We start from the raw sequence: 19,556 nt of genomic DNA, 5'->3' as shown, positions 1-19,556 counted from the left end.
CAGGTGCAATTTACAACGCACCAGTCTCGCGCTAGAGCACGTCCGCAGAAGAGACATCCCTCAAGACGACAGACGGGTACGGACGAGACAATGAGCGAGTTCAAATCGGATTTCCTGAACGTTCTCTCAGAACGCGGCTTTATCCATCAGATATCCGATCCGAAGGGCCTTGATGATCTGTGCGCGACAGAAACCGCTACGGCCTATATCGGATTTGATTGCACCGCTCCCAGCCTGCATGCCGGATCTCTGGTTCCGATCATGATGCTGCATTGGTTCCAGCAGACCGGACATCGGCCCATTGCGCTCATGGGTGGCGGAACCACTCGAGTCGGAGACCCTTCCGGCAAGGATGAAAGCCGCAAGATCCTCACCGAAGAGGCAATCGAGGAAAACAAGGCCGGGATCCGGAAGGTATTCGAGAAACTGCTGCATTTCGGTGACGGACCCGGCGATGCCATCATGCTCGACAACGCCGACTGGCTCATGAAGCTGAACTACGTCGATTTCCTGCGCGACATCGGCCGGCACTTTTCGGTCAATCAGATGATCCAGCGCGACTCCGTGCGCCTGCGCCTGGAACGCGAGCAGCATCTTTCCTTCCTGGAGTTCAACTACATGCTGCTTCAGGGATACGATTACCTGGAGCTCTACAGGCGTACAGGCTGCCGACTGCAAATGGGTGGATCGGACCAGTGGGGCAACATTCTTTCCGGCACCGATCTCGTTCGCAGACTTGCAGACAAAGAAGCGTTTGCCCTCACCTCACCCCTGCTGACAACGGCTTCGGGCGCAAAGATGGGCAAGACCGCAGCCGGTGCGGTCTGGCTCAACGAAGAACAGCTTTCCGCCTATGACTACTGGCAATACTGGCGCAACACGGAAGACGCCGATGTCGAGCGGTTCCTGAAACTCTTCACCGTCATTCCCATGGATGAAATCGCCAGGCTGTCCGCCTTGCAGGGATCCGAAATCAACGACGCGAAAAAGATCCTCGCAACGGAAGCAACAGCCCTGATACACGGGCGGGAAAAGGCGGAAGAGGCTGCGGAAACTGCGCGCAAGGCGTTTGAGGAGGGCCAGTCCGCCGAAGGCCTGCCAACCGTCGAGATTGCCAGAAGCGAGCTCGAAGCCGGTATCGGCGTTCTGTCGGCCTTCGTCACGGCGGGACTTTGCAGCTCAAACGGCGAAGTGCGCAGGAACATCAAGGGCGGCGCGGTAAGGATCAACGACAAGGGCGAGCAGAACGACAAACGCATGCTGGGCATGGGCGACCTGTCCGAAGACGGCATCGTCAAGCTTTCGCTCGGCAAGAAGAAGCATGTGTTGCTGAAGCCGGTCTGAGACCGCAAGCGGGCACTCTGCTGCGGGTTGTTCATTCCATCGATCCTGAAACTGATTGTGTTTGGTCACCGACCAGTCTCAGATCTTCAATGCGAGTGAACAACCTTAGTGGAGTCTACACCTAGGGGCCTGAGCGCCGCAGTCAGTTCTGCTGAAACTCGAACATCCTGCGGAAAATGCCCGGCGCGATCGCGGAGATCGGATTGACGGAAAGAACCGGATCGGACACTGACCCTGACAGACGGTAGGTCACGCCGATCAGGCCTTCGCCGGAATTACCGCCAAGCGCAAACCCCAGGATCGGTATCTTGGCAAAGAAGTTGTTCAACGCGTAGATCGGCACGAATGTGCCGCTCAGATTGAGCGTCTGTTCCTTCAGGTTCACCGTTCCGCTGACCGTGCCCCCAAGAACGTTTCCCTGAAGCGCTCCGCGCAGGATCGTCATGATGTCACCGTCACGGGTGAAGTTGATGTCCATCGTGTCGAAATTCGCCGATCCTTCCGATGTCCTGGCCGTCACCATCCTTGCATCCGGATCCGGATTGGACCGCTCCCTTTCCCTGATGCTCTTGATGGCAGGGTCTTCCGTGATCCGCAGTGACCGCACCTTGAAATCACCGGCCCAGCTGTCCTCATCAGCCATGGCAACGCTGATGACACCGCGGCCGCCTTCCATGCGCTCGTAAAAGTCGAGGAACTTGAGCGTTGCGCCGGTATCGGCAAATTGCCCGGTGGCGAGCTGGCTTCCGGTCTGCTCAACGATTTTGAATTCCAGATCGGAACGGCCATTGATTTTTCCGCTAAGGTCGGCGGTCCGAATGCCCTCGGGTCCCGTTTCGATCTTTCCCGTAACGTTCGCCAGTGTTTGCTTGTTGAAGCCGGTCACGCTCTGAAGCGAAACGGCGATCCGCGCGCCTTCGGAGAAATCACCTGCGCCCTGGCTGCCCCCCGGGCTCGTTAAGCTCTGTATCAGGCCACGCCCATCGAACACCGATCCGGAAAATATGATGTCGTAGCGGCCGTTCGCAGTGCGTTGGATGTCGACCTCGGCATTGTCACCTGGCCGGAGCTTGAACGTTCCGAAGGAGGCATTGAGCAATTCGCCCGCTTTGGACAACTGCATCGATCCGGAAATGCTCGCCCCTTCCGAGGTGAGCCTGAAATCGCGAACCTGCTGGTTGTCATCGGTCTCGACCAGCATGAAAGTCGCCGTTGCCGGCACTCCCCTGGCCTTTTCCCAGCCAAGTGCCTCCAGAACGACGGTGCACTTGGTCAGATCAACCGAGAATTCCTGACCATCACTCTTGCCTGTCACGCTCAAGACAAGGTCGCCATCGAGGAAGGCGGTCAGGTCTATCCCCTTCTCTTTCAGCTTTGCGGCCGTTACCGAAACAACAACATCCTGCTTGCCGGCTATGCCTGATTCCCCGAGAGGCACAACAAGATCGATATCCGCATTCAGACCATCGAGAACCCCGCTCCCCGCAATGGCAACCTGTTCAGGCGTTGCGTCAATCTCGACATCCGCATTTTCAATCGTCCGGCCCATAATGGGGTTTTCGTCGGTGAAGTCGCCGAGTTCGCCCGTCACACGCCATTGGACATCGTCAAGTCCGATACCCTTGGCGAGTGGAAAGCCCGCGACGACGTCGATGCTGCCCTCTCCGCTCGCACCGCCCGTCTTGAGCCCGGCTCGATCGATCACATTCAATGGATTGCTGTTTGCCACAGCTGCAAGTTCGCCGATGCCACCTTCGACCTTAGCCTCGATCTTGGCGGTTTTTCCTTCCCGCAGCGGCAGATTATAGATTTCAAAGACGCTTTGCGGCACGGTGACCTGACCACCTTCGACGGTCTGCGCCACGCCGCCGTCCGAGCGCACGGTCAGAACCTCACCAGCCACCTTGAGGGATCCGGTCAGGCCCGACACTTGCGGAAGGTCTCCGAACGGCGTGACTGCGCCCCCGCTGAACGTGGCGTCCATGAGCATGTCGTCACCGGACCACCCTGCGTCCGGATCACGGTGGTTGAACGCCGGGGGCCGGATCGCGGCGCTATAGGCGAAGTCCTCGATCAGCCCGGCTTTGATGTTGTCGGCAACCCAGCGGCGTGCGGGCGGAACAAGCGTGATCGGCCAAACTTGCTTTACCACTGCAATGGGAATGTTTTCGCCCGACGCGGCAATGGCCAAATAGGGCCCCTCGTTGGTGAGCTGTATGGACGCAACCAGTTGCGCAATCGCTTTCCCGGACTTTGCGATAAAACGATCGACCGATACCAGGCGGTCGATCGGATCGAAGCGCGCCCTGATCTTTACACCGTCCAGCATCTGCGGCGCTTCGCGAACATCCGCCGAACCGAATTGCGGATAATCCGAAGAAAGACTGATCAGCCAGTCATTGGTGCCCTCATCTCCTGGTTCGACAAGCCCGGAAAAAAAGATCCGCGTATTCCCGCGGATGACATGCGACTTCGTGATTTCGATCGCATCCTGTCCTGCCTTGAACAGGAGCGACAAGGCCGCGTCATCAAAAGCAACGAGTGTCTTCCCGAGTTGGAACCAGCCGTTCTGCACGCGTGCAACGGCGTTCGCGGAAACGAACTTGCCGTCACCATCAAGCTTGGTCTCCACTTTCGCCGAAGCCGGCAGTCCAAACCCCTTGCCATGCTTGTCGAGTTTGGCCGGTCCGAGCAATTCTGCAAGCGTGATCCCGTTGACAACGATCCCGATATTCTTTTCAGCCCCGTCTTCGGGCGCGCTGCGCACGAGCTGCAGGCGCCACGTGGACACGTTGCCGGACACCTTCGCGTCCGCCCGGATAACCCGTCGGTCACTGCGCACGACATCGGCATCAATCCCGTCAAACAACCGGGGATTTGCGCCCGTAAGCTCGAACGTTCCGTTCCGTATCGACACATGCCTCAATCCGCGCCGGGCAAACTGATCGTCCACGACATCGCTCATGCGATCTACCGCCTCCATGAGCGGCCCGATCTCGGGCAATTTCGCCGGACCACCGCTGAGGGCAACCGCCACGCGTGGCTGCATCAGTTGCAGAGACGAAAAACGGAGCTTGCCATCAAGCAGGGCATCGGGATCTAGGGGAACAACCAGTTTCGGAAAACGGATTGTCACCGGGGCAGGCCCTGCGATTTCCAGAACCGCTTCTTCCAGTATGAATTCGATACCGTCCTGCGCGGTGAAATCGACACTGCCGTGCTTGACTGAAAGTTCCAGCGCGCCGCGTGTGCCTTGAGAGGCCAGGATACTCGCAAGAAAAGGGACCCGGACAGGACCCGAAGCGAGCAAAACGGCAAGACCGGCCGAGACGCAAACAAGAAGCCCCAGAGCGGCAAACCAGTAGCGCCTGCGAACGGTCTTTCGCGCCGTTTTCTTCAAGTGACTGCCGCCAGATCTTCCCAACAAGTTCGGTCCATTCTCCTGACATGCGAAAGCGGGCAGCCGCTGCTGCACGGCGCAGATACAAATACTGTTCTAGCGCACATTGAACGAGTCGCAACGCGACCTATGATACTTCGAAAGCCGGGACAAAATCGACCGCTGCTTGCAAGCCGCGTCCCTGTTCCGGCAAGAACGCACAAATTGTGACAGAAGGATGACAAGATGCAGGACCTCGCCATCGCAGATGCGGCACCGGACTTCGACCTTGTGGGTGACGGAGGTGGACGGATCGCATTGAGCGAACTCAAGGGAAAACCGGTGGTTTTGTATTTCTATCCGAAGGACAACACGCCCGGCTGCACAAAGGAAGCAATTGCTTTTTCGGAACTGATAGAAGAGTTCGGAAACCTAGGGGTGACGATTGTGGGTGTGTCACCCGACTCCGCCAAGAAACACGACAATTTTATTGCCAAACACAATTTGGCGGTCAGGCTTGGCGCCGATACGGAAACGCACACCGCTGAGGCCTACGGAGTGTGGGTGGAGAAGTCCATGTACGGCAAGAAATACATGGGTGTGGAGCGCTCCACCTTTCTGATAGACAAAGATGGAAAGATCGCCCAGATCTGGCGCAAAGTGAAAGTGCCGGGCCATGCTGAGGCTGTTCTGGAAGCTGCAAGGGCACTTTGAAAACCAACACGACATTGATGCCGCCGGGATCCCAATGAAGCCTGAAAAAACGCCGCCAGCCCCGTCGACCCTTGTTGCCGGAGCAAGAGCCATCGTGACGGCGTCCGATGTCTCGGAAAAAGTGAGGTTGGCCTACCAGGTCTCGAAAGCCTGGTTCAGCAGGGACCTTGCCATCGGCGCACCTTCAATGGACGGGCCGATGCCGCATCGTCCTGGCCGTCCTGCGAAGCCGGAGCTTCTGGCTCCGCGCGATATGCCCAAGCGGAAGGTGACCGGAAAGGCGGGGCGTCTTGCGCTTCTTCATTCACTGGCACACATCGAACTGAACGCCGTCGACCTGACCTGGGACCTCGTCGGGCGCTTCGCGCACATTCGGCTGCCGCGCACCTACTATGATGATTGGGTCCGCGTTGGCCTGGAAGAAGCAAAGCACTTTTCGATGCTTCGTGACCGGCTCGCGAGACTGGATGCAGCATATGGCGATCTGCCGGCCCATGACGGGCTTTGGCAGGCAGCCCAGGACACAGGACATGATCTCGCTGCGCGGCTTGCGATCATTCCGCTTGTGCTGGAAGCACGCGGCCTGGACATCACGCCGCCAATGATCGAAAAGGCGCGCGCATCGGGAGATGAAGACACGGCAAAGTGCCTTGAAGTCATCTACCGGGACGAAAAAAACCATGTTGCGTTCGGTGCAAAGTGGTTCCGATTCTTGTGTGACAGGCAGGGAATCACCCCTGAACCGGCATTTCATGCATTCGTCAGAAAGCACTTTCGTGGCAATTTGAAACCGCCATTTAATGATCGGGCCAGATCAGAAGCGGGGCTAACCCCCGGATTTTACAAGCCTCTCGCCCCAATTGCGGGTTAAAATTAATCCTGTTGCAGACGATTTATTAACCTTACCAAATTCTAATCACCCTCAGTTCATTTGCAGAATGCAGACAGTGACTGAGTGATCATGCAACAAAGTCAGAAATCGCAGCGACCGCTTAACGGGCCAAGGATGGCAACGCATCATGCGCCATTGAAGCAGGTCGAAAAGTCCACAACGTATACCGTGCGCCCCTTGCACCTGATTTGCGGGGCACTGGCATGTGTCGCCGTAACGCTCGGTGTCAGCGGAACGGCAGCATACTACCTGATGCGCAGCGACGTGATGGCGGAAGCCACCGCCGAGCGCACCGAGCTTGTGCTTGAATATCAGGACCATATCGACAGGCTGAGAGCAGAGATCGAAAAGCTCACCAGCCGTCAGATGGTTGATCGCGAGACTGTCGAAATCCAGGTCATGGATGTGCTTCGCCGCCAGCAGGACCTCAATCAGAGACATGCGATCGTTGCGGACCTTGTCGCGCGGGCAGAAAGTGTCGGCATTTACCTCAGCAACGACAAACCCCTTCCCCAGCCAAAGCCGTCACTGGACGCGCGAGAGCTTGCGACCATCGGAACCAGCGACAAGTCTGCAATCGGCGGCGAGAGCGAGTTGATCGATGAACCGGTGAAGGCTCTTGGGCTTCGTGAAACCACGTCCAGAAGCGTCGATCCGCTCTCGATCCTGCAGCAGGCGGCACCACAGCCTGAAGCGCAGACCACCGTAAAAAAAAACACTGAAAAGCGGGCGGCGCTTGATGCCGTGAAGGCCGACATTTCCGAAATGGATGTCGAAAGCACGGCAGCCGTCGACACGATAACGGTTGCGACGGAAAGCCGGATCGACGAGATCCTGAGCATCACCAAGTCGATTGCTCCGTCAATAAATGACGCGTTGCGCGGCAACAGCTCGATCGGCGGACCGTTCACGCCGATCTCGCACAAAACCTTTCCCCAGCGCCTGCGACGCGCGGACAGTGCACTTGAAACACTGCGCCGCGTGAAATTCGCCGCACTCAGGCTCCCTGTAAAACGCCCCGTCCGAAACGGCACGATTTCGAGCAACTACGGTCCGCGCGTCGATCCGTTCCTGCGGCGGCTTGCGATGCATACGGGGATTGATTTCAAGGCCCCGTACGGCGCACGTGTCTATGCGACAGCGCCCGGCACTGTCGCGAGCGCCAAATGGAACGGGGGTTACGGCAAGATGGTCGAAATCAGGCATGCCAACGGTTTCGTTACCCGTTATGCGCATCTGAGCCGTATGCAGGTTGCAGAGGGCGACCACGTGCTTGCCGGCGACCTGATTGGCAATATCGGATCAACGGGCCGCTCGACAGGTCCGCACCTTCATTACGAGATCCGTCGGCACGACAAGCCACACAACCCGGGAGCGTTCCTGACAGCGGGCAGCAAGCTCCAGGAACTGTCTCTTTGAAAAAACGGGGCTGCTTGCCCCGTGGTTTCGCTTTCCGGTCACCTGCATCAGTCGATATCGTCGACTTCCACCGGTTCACCGCCAAAGACGCGTTGCGCCAGAGCAGCCTCCATGAACTTGTCGAGGTCCCCGTCCAGAACGTCGCCGGGAGACGTACTCTCCACGCCGGTGCGCAGGTCCTTCACAAGCTGGTAGGGCTGCAAAACGTAGGAGCGGATCTGATGTCCCCAGCCGATATCCGTTTTGGAAGCTGCTTCGGCGTTCGCGGCTTCCTCGCGTTTTTTGAGTTCGGCTTCATAGAGGCGCGCCTTCAGCATGCCCCATGCCGTGGCCCGGTTCTTGTGCTGCGATCGCTCTGACTGGCACTGGACAACGATACCGGTCGGCTGGTGCGTGATGCGCACCGCCGAATCCGTCGTGTTGACGTGCTGTCCACCCGCACCCGAGGCGCGATAGGTATCGATCCGGCAATCGCTCTCGTTGACGTCAATCTCGATCGAATCGTCGATCACCGGGTAGACCCAGGCGCTTGAGAAGCTTGTGTGCCGGCGCGCGTTGCTGTCGTAGGGCGAGATACGGACGAGGCGATGGACGCCTGATTCCGTTTTCAGCCAGCCATAGGCATTCTCGCCCTTGATCAAAAGCGTCGCAGACTTGATGCCGGCTTCTTCGCCATCGCTGTAGGCGGGAACTTCGACCTTGAAGCCGTGCTTCTCGGCCCATCTCCTGTACATCCGCAGAAGCATCGATGCCCAATCCTGGCTTTCCGTACCACCGGCACCGGAATTGATCTCCAGATAAGCATCATTGCCGTCGGCCTCGCCGGACAGGAGCGAGTTGAGCTGAAGCTGGTTGACCTTGTCCTTCAACCCGCGCAGAGCATCTTCGGCGTCTGCGATGACGTCCTTGTCATCTTCCATCTCGCCGAGTTCGATCAGCTCGATATTGTCCGCCAGGTCCTGCTCCAGCCCCTTGACCCCGGAAATGCCGTCATCGAGTTGCTGGCGCTCGCGCATGAGTTTCTGCGCCTTCGCCGGGTCGTTCCACAGCTCGGGATCTTCCGAGAGGGCGTTCAGTTCTTCCAGACGGACAAGAGCCTGATCCCAGTCAAAGATGCCTCCTCAGCAGGCTTATGGCCTGCTTGATTTCATCGACGATCGCTTCCATTTCGGCGCGCATCGGATACCTCGCTGTAGTGTGAGACGGCCCGGTTTTCCTGAACAGGACCGGGCCGTGAATTGGAGCGGGACATTAGCCGTGCAGCTGGGCGGTGTAAACCGTCTTTGAACAAGACCCGTTGTTCGGAAATCCGTTTGGTTCCGGCAGATATCAGTAGAGGCCGCCGGTACCCACGGTAACCGCTTGCTGCGCCTCTGGCGACACGGCTGTCGGAACGCCGAGCTGGCTTTGAAAATCAATCACGGCGTAGCTGTCATTCGGTGTCATTCCCGGCTTGAAAGCTTCCAGGATTGCTCCGGGAGACCCTGGTGACGCGCGTCCACCGGTTCTCCGGTTGATGGCAATCAGCTGAAGGCCCCGGGGAACCCGGAATTCGACCGGCGGCTTGTCGGCCAGCGCTTTCTTCACGAAATCAGTGAAGATCGGTGCTGAAACCTGGCCACCGGTTGCGCCACGTCCCATGGGTTTGGGATTGTCGAAGCCAACAAAAACGCCGACGGCCAGATCCGGCGTGAAGCCCATGAACCAGGCGTCCTTCTCGTCGTTCGTGGTACCTGTCTTGCCGGCCACCGGACGCTCGACGGCGCGCACGGAGGTCGCAGTACCGCGCTGGACGACGCCTTCCATCATCGAGGTGATCTGATAGGCGGTCATGGGATCGAGAACCTGTTCCCGGTCATCGATCAACATCGGTTCCTGCTGGCCTTCCCAGGCGTTCTGGGTACAGCCGTCGCAGATGCGGCTGTCATGCTTGTAGATTGTCCGGCCATAGCGGTCCTGTATCCGGTCGATCAGCGTGGGCCGCACCTTGCGGCCGCCATTCGCGATCGTCGCATAAGCCGTGGTCATCCGCAGGACCGTGGTTTCCCCCGCCCCCAGAGACATGGACAGAACCGGCAGCATGTTGTCGTAGATCCCGAACCGTTTGGAATATTCGGCAACAAGAGGCATTCCCATGTCCTGGGCAAGACGGACTGTCATGACATTCCTGGACAACTCGACACCGGTCCGGAGTGTCGAGGGTCCATAAAACTTGCCGCCATAGTTTTGCGGCCGCCATGTTCCAAGACCTGGCCCCTGGCTGATTTCCAGCGGCGCGTCCATGATCACCGAGGACGGCGTGTAGCCATTGTCCAGTGCCGCCGCATAGAGGAACGGTTTGAACGAAGACCCCGGTTGCCGGTAGGCCTGCGTCGCGCGGTTGAATTCGCTTTGCGCAAAACTGAACCCGCCAACCAGCGCCAGCACCCGGCCCGTATAGGGGTCCATCGCGACAAGTGCTCCGGAGACCTTCGGGATCTGCCGCAGTTCATATGTACCCGGAGCAACCTGGCTTTCCTGGACATAGACAACGTCGCCCGGTGCGAGCACATCGGACACTGAGCCCGGCGCACGGCCGTTGACGCGCGCCCACTTCATCGTTTCCAGGAACAGCGGGCCGCTTGTTCTTTCTTCCGAGAGTTTGCCGCTCACAAGCTTGTCCGGCTGGACACCGACCGTCGCCTGCTCGCCACCGCTCTCCAGCACGACTGCAAGCGTCCATTCCGGAATGTCACTGAGCCCCTCGATCTTGGCAAGATCGACACCCCAGTCGGCACCGAGCGCGATCCGGTCAATGGGTCCATTCCAGCTGCCGCGCTTGCGGTCGAAATCGATAAGCCCGTCCATGAGCGATTTGCGGGCCATTTTCTGCAATTCGGGATCAAGCGTGGATCGAACGGAAAGGCCGCCTTCGTAAAGACGTGTGGTGCCGAAGATTTCGGCGACTTCCCTGCGCACTTCTTCGGTGAAGTACTCCGCAGCAAACAGGCGGGAGCCGGATTTCCGCGGCTTGACGTCGATCGGCTTCTTTTTCGCCTCCTCGCCTTCCTCGAAAGTCACGTATCCGTCGGCAACCATCCGGTCGAGAACATAGTTGCGGCGCGCGATCGCGCGGTCCGTGTGCCTGAACGGGTGATAATTGTTCGGCGCCTTCAGGAGCGCGGCCATGTAGGCGACTTCATCGAGTTCCAGCTCATGGACCGACTTGTCGTAGTAAATCAGCGCAGCGGCTGCGATGCCGTAGGCTCCCAGACCGAAGAAGTTTTCGTTCAGGTAAAGCTCGAGAATCTCGTCTTTCGTGTAGGCCTGCTCGATACGCAGGGAAAGGATTGCCTCTTTGATCTTGCGGACGATTGAGAGGTCGTTCGTCAAAAGGAAGTTCTTGGCAACCTGCTGCGTGATCGTCGATGCACCTTCCGGACGCCTGCCGGAGCCGTAATTCTGCACGAACCGGACAGCCGCACGGGCAATGCCCTCCGGATCGACGCCTATATGAGAGTAGAAGTTCTTGTCTTCCGCGGAAATGAAGGCCTGTTTCACGCGATCCGGCATCGCCTGTATAGGCAGGAACATGCGCCGCTCGGTGGCGTATTCGGCCATGAGACTGCCGTCAGCCGCATGAACGCGCGTCATGACGGGCGGTTCGTAGTTCTTCAGGGCCGTGTAGTCCGGCAAATCCTCATCAAGGTGCTCCAGATACATCCACACGCCCGCTGCGACCAAAAGCGCGAGCGCTGCCCCGATACCGAACAGATAGCCAAAAAATTTAACCAAGAATTTCATACTGCGGGCTCGTCTTTCCCCGTCATTGCTGCTTGTCGCTTTCTAGCACGGAAACTCTGACACAGCACTCCCGGGCGCAGATTGTCACAATCACCTGACTGTTACCTCCTGCACCAATATGGCGATGCTGAGGCAATAGCCTTCCAAGACGCTCAATTTGCGTGACAATTCACCAACATTACTGCGATACCGTCCCTTTCTGGCGGGCCAGTCTTGGCCTGAAAAAGCCGTGTATGGCATCGCTCATGGCGTTTGCCATACGTTCCCGCCACTCTTCGGTAATCAGCAGTTTTTCGTCGTGCTCGTTCGAGAGGTATCCCAACTCGACCAGAACCGACGGCACATCATGTGCCTTGAGAACCCGGAAACCTGCGGATCGATGCGGGTTGTTGATCAGCCGCACAGCACTTTTCAGCTCGGTCACGAGGGTCTTTGCAAAGTAGTTGGAGAAGGATCGCGTCTCGCGTTTGGCAAGATCGAGAAGAATGTCGGTTACGTCCGTTGGCTCTTCGTCAAGCTCGACCCCGGCAATGATGTCGGACATGTTTTCGACTTCCGCCAATTCTTCGGACAACTGGTCCGATGCCTTGTCCGATAGCGTATAAACTGTCGCCCCGCGCGCATATTTCCTGCCCCGCCGAACCGAATCGGCATGGATGGAGATAAAAAGATCGGCCTCCAGTTCGTGACCGATCTCAACACGCCTGGAAAGGGACACGAAGGTGTCATCCTCCCGCGTCAGACGCACGTCATAGAGATCGCTCTCCTCAAGCTTTTCCTTCAGCAGATTGGCAAAGGCCAGGACGATTGCCTTTTCAAGCGTCCCTCCGACACCCGTCGCCCCGTTGTCGATGCCGCCGTGGCCGGGGTCCAGCACGATCAGGGGTTTGTCGCCTTTCCTGGCGTCTCCGCTCAGGCGGTCGGTCTTAGGCACAGGCTTTGAAGCTGTCGTCTTGCTGGCTTTGCGCGTGTTCAGAACAAATGTATCAAACTCCTCCGGCGAGGATTTTACGAGATCAACAACCAGTCTTGCGGGCTGGTCGTCAACTGCCGGCAGGAAGAAGGTCTTGTCGACGCTGACCGGACCGTTCAGATCCATCACGATCCGGGATTTACCGGGAGCGAAAAGCCCATATCGCCAGGTCGTCACCATGCCGCGACCGGATTGCCCCGCGTCATCCGCCAATTGGAATTCGACCTCCGGCAGATCGATGATCAGGCGATAAGGTTGTGCCAGACCCGAAATGGCAGGTTTGATCTGCGTGTCGAGATCAAGAACGAATCGGGTTCGCTCATCGTCACCGGCAACCCTGGCCCCGATGACCTTGGCAGCCGCTGCAAATGCAGAATTTGCCGGTGCGCCCCCGAGCAGTATCAAAAAAGTGAAAAAAATCAGCGTGGTCGCGGATTGGACAAGCCTCCCTGCCCTCGTAAAGGCCGCCGCCGCAAGCTCCACCTCAGGTTTTGGCACGTTTTTGTTCACAATTTCTCCGGCCAAATGCTGCATGTTCAGTTCGTTTCCGCTTCCAGCTGTGCCGTTCTAGACCGAACACAGGATCAGGAAAATAGTTCTGTGTGTTTCACATTGCTTGCAAAGCAGAGCGACGGATCGTAAAAGTACCTTACGGATTTCGGTTCAAGACCGATACCTGCCCGGGTGGTGTTTCAGGGTAGCTATCCACAGCACCATCTAAAATCGTGGTCTTCTTGCGACAGAACAGAGGCCGTTCGGTCGCAAAAAAGACGGACCCGATAACAGAGGATCAGGTAACGGAACCCCTTTGAATACGACCTGTATTGCAGTTTTGTGGCCTGAATTGGAAACAGCGCCTGATGCGATGCAGAGAACGGAAAGCAAAGGTGAACCCTTCCGGCACCGGTTGCAGATGAAGCGGCACTCCCCTCCCTGTCATACCGGTCAAGGTACAAAGACTTAACTCGAGGGCCTGCGTTGCCCCGAAGGACCCGCGCGATGCACACAGTGATCAATACGAAACAAGGCCCCGCTCACGCGGAAGGTTTCGCTGATCAGACGACCGCGCCGGGCGCAGACGCCCTTCTCATTCTTAGCAAAAACAATACGGCAGCTTCTCTCCTTTCGGGCGATGCGCGCTTGCTACGCGCGCTGAGCACTGCTGCCGTGGAGACGTTCAATAATGGCAAACAAAATGCTGATCGACGCGGGCCACCCGGAAGAGACCCGGGTTGTCGTCGTACGTGGCAATCGTGTTGAAGAATTCGACTTTGAAGCGGCAAACAGGAAGCAACTACGCGGAAACATATATCTGGCGAAAGTGACCCGGGTCGAGCCGTCTCTGCAGGCGGCCTTCGTCGAATATGGCGGAAACCGGCACGGCTTCCTGGCTTTTAGCGAGATTCATCCGGACTACTACCAGATCCCGGTCGCGGACAGGGAAGCCCTGTTGGCAGCGGAAGCGGCCGAGCGTCAGAAAGACGATCAGGACGCGGATGAAAAGCCGAAGCGCCGGCGCAAGTCCCGTGCAGCCAAAAACGAATCCGCCGAAACCGTTGCCAGCGAGAAGGTGGAGAGCGAGGCATCGTCTGAAGCGGTTGATGCCGCCGAGGAAGGGTCCGACGAGGACACCCGCACTCCCGATGACGTGGACGCAGCCGCGGAGAGCGGCGTTGATGCATCTGCCGAAGCAGAAGAAACAACGGACATCAGTACTGAAAGCGAATCAGACGATGCGGGCGACGATGATGAGGCCGCAGATCAACTGACCGCAAAATCTGCTGTTGACCCCGAAGAAGACGGCACGTCGGAAGCAGCGGTTGACACGGTTGGCGACGCCTCAGACGAGGACGAAACGGACACCGGTTCGGATGACAACGACGAAGTTGCTGCTGAAGCGGATTCAAAACCTGCTAGGTCGCGCAGCCGCCGGCGGCGTCGGAGCCGCGACGACGACGACGATGCCGACAGCGAAGACGACGAGGTCGAATCCGTCGGCGCAGAAGATGCGATGGAAGAAGTGCCGGAACGCGTTGTCCCGTTGCGCAAGCAGTACAAGATCCAGGAAGTCATTAAGCGCCGCCAGATCATTCTGGTTCAGGTCGTGAAAGAAGAACGCGGCAACAAGGGAGCTGCGCTGACCACCTATCTGTCCCTGGCCGGGCGTTACTCGGTCCTGATGCCGAATACTGCCCGCGGCGGCGGCATCTCGAGAAAGATCACACAGCCGACAGACCGCAAGCGCCTCAAGAAGATCGCCTCCGAACTGGAAGTGCCGGAAGGCATGGGCGTCATACTGCGAACCGCCGGAGCAAGCCGCACAAAGGCCGAAATCAAGCGCGACTTCGAGTACCTGATGCGTCTATGGGAAAACGTTCGGGAACTGACGCTGAAATCGAGTGCTCCCAGTCTGGTGTATGAGGAAGGCAGCCTGGTAAAGCGATCGATCCGTGATCTCTATAATAAGGACATAAACGAGGTTCTTGTTTCCGGTGACGACGGCTATCGCGAAGCCAAGGACTTCATGCGCATGCTCATGCCGAGCCACGCAAAGAATGTTCAGCCTTACCGGGACCCCTCGCCGCTCTTCATCCGCTACGGTGTTGAACCCCAGCTCGATGCCATGTTCTCGCCGCAGGTGACGCTCAAGTCGGGCGGATACATCGTCATCAACCAGACGGAAGCTCTGGTATCGATTGACGTGAACTCCGGCAAGTCCACGAGAGAGCACAATATCGAGGACACGGCGCTCCAGACAAACCTGGAAGCGGCAGAAGAGGTGACACGGCAGTTGCGCCTGAGGGATCTCGCGGGCCTTGTCGTTATCGACTTCATCGACATGGAAGAGTCGAAGAACAACCGTGCCGTCGAACGGAAACTGAAAGACTGTCTCAAGAACGATCGCGCGCGCATTCAGGTTGGACGGATTTCCCATTTCGGTCTGCTGGAAATGTCGCGTCAGCGGATTCGCACCGGCGTGCTGGAGAGCTCGACCACCCCCTGCCCGCACTGTCAGGGCACGGGCATGATCCGCTCTGTGGAGTCGGTCGCCCTGCACGTCCTCCGCTCCATTGAAGACAACCTTCTGAAGGGCGCTTCTCACGATCTCATCATTCGCACGACGACCCAGGTCGCGCTTTACATCCTGAACCAGAAGCGTTCAAACCTGTCAGACCTCGAGACCCGGTTCGCCGTCGAAATCGAGGTCAACGCCGACGAAATGGTCAATGGCCAGCTCTACGTTCTGGAACGTGGTGCGCCGATTGACCGTGACCGCATACCTGCACCGGCACCAACCGTACACCCGGATACCGTCGAGATCATTGACGAAGACACCGACCAGCCGGAGATTGAAGAACAGGCACAGGACGAAGACGGCGGTGATCGCCGCCGCAGACGTCGCCGGAAAAGGAGACGCGGCGGCTCGGACGCCGGTCAGGAGAATCAGGACAATCGGCAGTCTGCGGCCGAAACGGACGAGTCGGACAACGACGATCAGAAATCCCTGGACGTTGCCTCCGAAGACGAAGACGGCGATTCCGACGAACCCCGCCGCAAGCGTCGCCGCGGGCGCCGGGGTGGTCGTCGCGGCCGTAAGAACGGCGAAGGCGCGGAGTTCCAGAACGACGAGCAGCTCGAGGCGGATGCTGAGCGAGATGTAGACGACGGATCTGCGGAAGACAGTGTAGAATCAGCCGAAACCGGTGCCGTTGAGGAAGATACAATCGCTTCTGCTGAGCCTGCGATGGAAGCCTCCGACAACAGCGAAACAGATGCTGTGGCCGCCGAAGACGAACCGACGTCAGAAACAGATGACGTACAAGCCGATGCGGAAACGGAAAATGCTCCGGATGCAAATGGCGAGGCAGACGACGTCAGTAGCGCCGGATCCGGGGAACAGGCGGTTCAGGCCGAGGAAGATGCTTCGAAAGAGGACATCGTGGTTGAAACGCCAACCTCCGAGCAGCCCGTGCCGAACGAAGCTTCAGGTGACCACTCGGCCACCGAACCGGTTGCTCCGGCGGAACCGGTCGTGACGAGCGAGACGTCCGGAGACGAGGAAGAAGACAAGCCAAAGCGCGTCGGCTGGTGGCAGCGTGGCAGGTCGTTCTTCTGATCGTTCATCAAGTCCAGATGCAGAAAAGGCGGCCACCGGCCGCCTTTTTTGTTATCCGGGATATGAGCAGGAGAGCGCGTCGTTTTGGGGTCAGTCCAGGAAGTCCGAGAGCCGCACCAGTGCTTCCTTCATGTGCTCGTGTGCACCGGCGAACGAGAAACGCAAATAAGCGTTGCCATTCAATGGATCGAAATCCACGCCAGGTGTCGCCGCAATTCCGGTCTGGTGCAGCATCGTGCGCGCAAATTCGAGGCTGTTACGGCTGTACCTGCTGATATCGGCATAAATGTAAAAGGCGCCGTCCACAGGCAGCAACCTGTCCAACCCGACCTTTGGCAAACCGTCCAGCAGGAGCGACCGGTTGTTGACATAGCCGGCTTTCACGGCCTCCAGTTCCTGGATGGAACCCAGCGCTGCGGTTGCCGCAATCTGGGAGATTTCAGGAGCCGAAATATAAAGATTCTGCGCGATCCGCTCGACCGGGCGCACCAGTTGTTCAGGCAGGACCATCCATCCGATCCGCCAGCCCGTCATGCAGTAGTATTTCGAAAAGCTGTTTATGATGATGGCGTTGTCTGAAATCTGAAGAGCGGTTTTCTGGTCCGTCGCATAATCGAGGCCATGGTAGATCTCGTCCGATATGAACCAGATGTTCTCCGCATCGCAATAGGCGACAAGTTCGCTCAAGGCGTCGGCGGCCATCATTGTCCCGGTTGGGTTCGCGGGACTTGCCACCAGAACCCCCTTGATCGGACCGTCTTTTTGCGCCTCCTCAAGATGTTCCGGCGTCAGACACCAGCGCGTTTCCGGACCAATAGGAAGTTCGACCGGCACCAGTCCGAGCGATTTCAGTATGTTGCGGTAAGCAGGATATCCCGGCACCGTCAGAACAATCCGGTCGCCGGCATCGAAAGCAGCAAGGAAGGCAAGATTGAAACCCGCGGAAGATCCGGTCGTCACCGTAATCCTGTCTTCTGGAACTTCGACACCGTGTTCGCGCCGGTAATGCTGTGCCAGCGCAGCGCGAAGCGGCCGAATTCCGAGTGCTTCAGTGTACCCCAAACGTCCGTGCTCGAGCGCGGCGCGCGCAGCCTCGAGCGCCGCCTTCGGAGCAGGCGCAGAGGGTTGACCGACCTCCATGTGAATGATGGACCGGCCACCGGCTTCCAGTTTTGCCGCCTCGGCAAGGACATCCATCGCAATGAACGGCGACACGTCGCTGCGCATGGAAGGGCGAAAGGCATCATTTGTCATGTCTGGTCTTATCGTCCGGTGGGTTTCGCTTTTGGATCGTATTGCGGATTTTGGTCAGCGTGGCAATGCACTGACCGCACCGGAGTGCGCGTTTGCAATGCGTGTGAGAAGAACCTTTCCGATTTGTTATGCAGGATTTCTTGACCGGAACCGGACACATCCATAACTTCGCCACACGATCGACTATCCATAGCATAGTCAAGAGACTGCAAATATCAGGACGAACTGCATTCAATGCCCGTTACCTCAGGATCAAGCAGGAAAGCCCTGCGTCGTTCAATACGCAAGACGGTTGCATGCCTGTGTTCTGCCGCGATTGCCATTCCACTCGTTGTCACACCGGCTCAGGCGCAGCGCGGTAAAATTCCGATCGTACGCGATGCGGAAACGGAAGATCTTCTTCGGGACTATGCCAAACCGATTTTCAAGGCTGCGGGGATCGCCCAATCCGAGCCTCAGATCATTCTTGTGAACAACAAGTCCTTCAACGCCTTCGTGCCCGACTCCCGGCGGATGTTCATCAATATCGGCGTCCTCATGGACGCCGAAACCCCCAATGAAGTCATCGGGGTGATCGCCCACGAAACCGGACATATTGCCGGCCGGCACCTGGTGAGGCTTCGGGCCGCTGCATCGAATGCGCAGATCATTGCTGTGATCGGGATGCTGCTCGGTGCCGGTGCCGCGGCGGCCGGTGCCGCGTCCGGATCCGGCCGTGCCGCGTCAGGCGGTGCCGCGGCTGCCCTGAGCGCGCCGGAAGTCGGCAGGCGATCATTGCTTGCCTATCAGCGTGGTGAGGAAGCGGCCGCCGACCGCGCTGCACTCAGGTACCTCAACGCGACCGGACAGAGCGCGCGCGGCATGCTGAAGACATTTCAGCGCATGTCCGAGCAGCAGCTTTTTTCAAGTCAGTTCGCCGACCCTTATGCGCAAAGCCATCCGATGGCACAGGAACGGTATAGCGGACTACTGCGCGAAGCCCAGAAGTCGAAATACTTCGATCAGCCTGACGACTACGTTCTCCAGTACCGGCACGAACAGGTCCGTGCCAAGCTCTTTGCCTTCTCGAGCCACCCGTCGGCAACGCTGCGTGCCTATCCGCGAAGCGACAAGAGCCCCGCCGCCCGATATGCGCGGGCGATCGCCGCGATGAAGAGCCGGGGAAAGGGTGCGGTCAAGGAGATCGATGCACTGATCCGCACGCAGCCGAACAATCCTCATTATTACGAACTCAAGGGCCAGGCACTGATGGAGGGCGGCGACCCGAAAAGCGCAATCGCGCCTTTCCGCAAGGCCCTCTCCTTTAAGCCGAACGAACCGCAATTCCTAGTCTGGCTCGGGTATGCACTCGTTGGAGCGAACAATCCAGCCTATTTGCAAGAGGCGGAACGCGTGCTGAAACGGGCGATTTCGCTGGATGAGAATTCCGGCGTTGCCTACAGCCAGCTCGCAATAGCACACGGGCGTCAGGGAGAGCGTGCGGAAGCCGATCTCGCCACCGCAAAGGGCCTGATGGTGCGCGGGGATTTCGACGCAGCCAAGCGATATGCGGCGCGTGCTCAAAAAAGTTTGAAGCGCGGATCGCCGGCATGGGTTCAAGCGGACGACATTGTAGCGTACAAACCTCCTAATGTGGGGAATCGCCGGTAACGCCTGATAGACGCGCGGCCGCTGGTTCCCG

At 58.3% G+C, this 19,556-nt stretch carries 11 protein-coding genes; 6 read left to right on the top strand and 5 right to left on the bottom strand.

What is annotated here, in order from left to right:
- The first annotated feature begins 90 nt into the window (after positions 1-90).
- The gene (gene tyrS, locus RDA78_RS20700; RefSeq protein WP_434051682.1) at positions 91-1,344 is read left to right on the top strand and encodes a tyrosine--tRNA ligase; all 1,254 of its coding nucleotides are present in this window, start codon (positions 91-93) and stop codon (positions 1,342-1,344) included.
- Between the two features lie 142 nt (positions 1,345-1,486).
- Here the strand turns inward: tyrS and RDA78_RS20695 are convergent, their stop codons facing one another.
- Positions 1,487-4,744 carry an AsmA-like C-terminal domain-containing protein gene (locus RDA78_RS20695; protein WP_434051681.1) on the bottom strand — a complete coding sequence of 1,086 codons (3,258 nt, stop codon included), beginning with the start codon at positions 4,742-4,744 and terminating at the stop codon, positions 1,487-1,489.
- Between the two features lie 225 nt (positions 4,745-4,969).
- On the opposite strand from RDA78_RS20695, the gene bcp reads away from it, so the two are divergent.
- From bcp to RDA78_RS20680, 3 genes are all read left to right on the top strand, one after another.
- A complete protein-coding gene (bcp, locus tag RDA78_RS20690) occupies positions 4,970-5,437 on the top strand; it encodes a thioredoxin-dependent thiol peroxidase (RefSeq protein WP_434051680.1) in 468 nt (155 codons plus the stop codon).
- A 34-nt stretch (positions 5,438-5,471) separates the two neighbouring features.
- A complete protein-coding gene (locus tag RDA78_RS20685; protein ID WP_434051679.1) occupies positions 5,472-6,308 on the top strand; it encodes a ferritin-like domain-containing protein in 837 nt (278 codons plus the stop codon).
- A 135-nt stretch (positions 6,309-6,443) separates the two neighbouring features.
- Positions 6,444-7,748 (top strand): M23 family metallopeptidase, encoded by a 1,305-nt coding sequence (locus RDA78_RS20680; RefSeq protein WP_434051678.1) that lies wholly within the window; start codon positions 6,444-6,446, stop codon positions 7,746-7,748.
- Positions 7,749-7,795: 47 nt separating this feature from the next.
- On the opposite strand, the gene prfB is transcribed toward RDA78_RS20680, so the two are convergent.
- The 3 genes from prfB to RDA78_RS20665 all read right to left on the bottom strand — a co-directional run bounded on the left by prfB (position 7,796) and on the right by RDA78_RS20665 (position 13,014).
- Positions 7,796-8,927 (bottom strand): peptide chain release factor 2 gene (gene prfB / locus RDA78_RS20675; RefSeq protein WP_434051677.1). Its coding sequence is split into 2 segments (ribosomal slippage): positions 7,796-8,857 and positions 8,859-8,927, totalling 1,131 coding nucleotides; the frame shifts between segments, so codons are not numbered across the junction.
- 150 nt (positions 8,928-9,077) lie between these two features.
- Positions 9,078-11,522 carry a penicillin-binding protein 1A gene (locus RDA78_RS20670; protein ID WP_434056179.1) on the bottom strand — a complete coding sequence of 815 codons (2,445 nt, stop codon included), beginning with the start codon at positions 11,520-11,522 and terminating at the stop codon, positions 9,078-9,080.
- Between the two features lie 187 nt (positions 11,523-11,709).
- Positions 11,710-13,014, bottom strand: coding sequence for an N-acetylmuramoyl-L-alanine amidase (locus RDA78_RS20665; RefSeq protein ID WP_434051676.1), 1,305 nt, complete (start codon positions 13,012-13,014; stop codon positions 11,710-11,712).
- A gap of 673 nt (positions 13,015-13,687) precedes the next feature.
- On the opposite strand from RDA78_RS20665, the gene RDA78_RS20660 reads away from it, so the two are divergent.
- Positions 13,688-16,621 (top strand): Rne/Rng family ribonuclease, encoded by a 2,934-nt coding sequence (locus RDA78_RS20660; RefSeq protein ID WP_434051675.1) that lies wholly within the window; start codon positions 13,688-13,690, stop codon positions 16,619-16,621.
- 90 nt (positions 16,622-16,711) lie between these two features.
- On the opposite strand, the gene RDA78_RS20655 is transcribed toward RDA78_RS20660, so the two are convergent.
- On the bottom strand, positions 16,712-17,875 hold the full coding sequence (locus RDA78_RS20655) for a pyridoxal phosphate-dependent aminotransferase (RefSeq protein ID WP_434051674.1): 1,164 nt from the start codon (positions 17,873-17,875) through the stop codon (positions 16,712-16,714).
- A 234-nt stretch (positions 17,876-18,109) separates the two neighbouring features.
- Between RDA78_RS20655 and RDA78_RS20650 the strand changes: the two genes are divergently transcribed.
- Positions 18,110-19,525 (top strand): M48 family metalloprotease, encoded by a 1,416-nt coding sequence (locus RDA78_RS20650; protein ID WP_434051673.1) that lies wholly within the window; start codon positions 18,110-18,112, stop codon positions 19,523-19,525.
- The last annotated feature ends 31 nt before the right edge of the window (positions 19,526-19,556 follow it).

This window comes from Roseibium sp. (assembly GCF_051016195.1).
GTDB lineage: Bacteria > Pseudomonadota > Alphaproteobacteria > Rhizobiales > Stappiaceae > Roseibium.
Note: the sequence above shows the minus strand (reverse complement) of the source record. Positions and strands in the feature narration are given on the sequence as shown.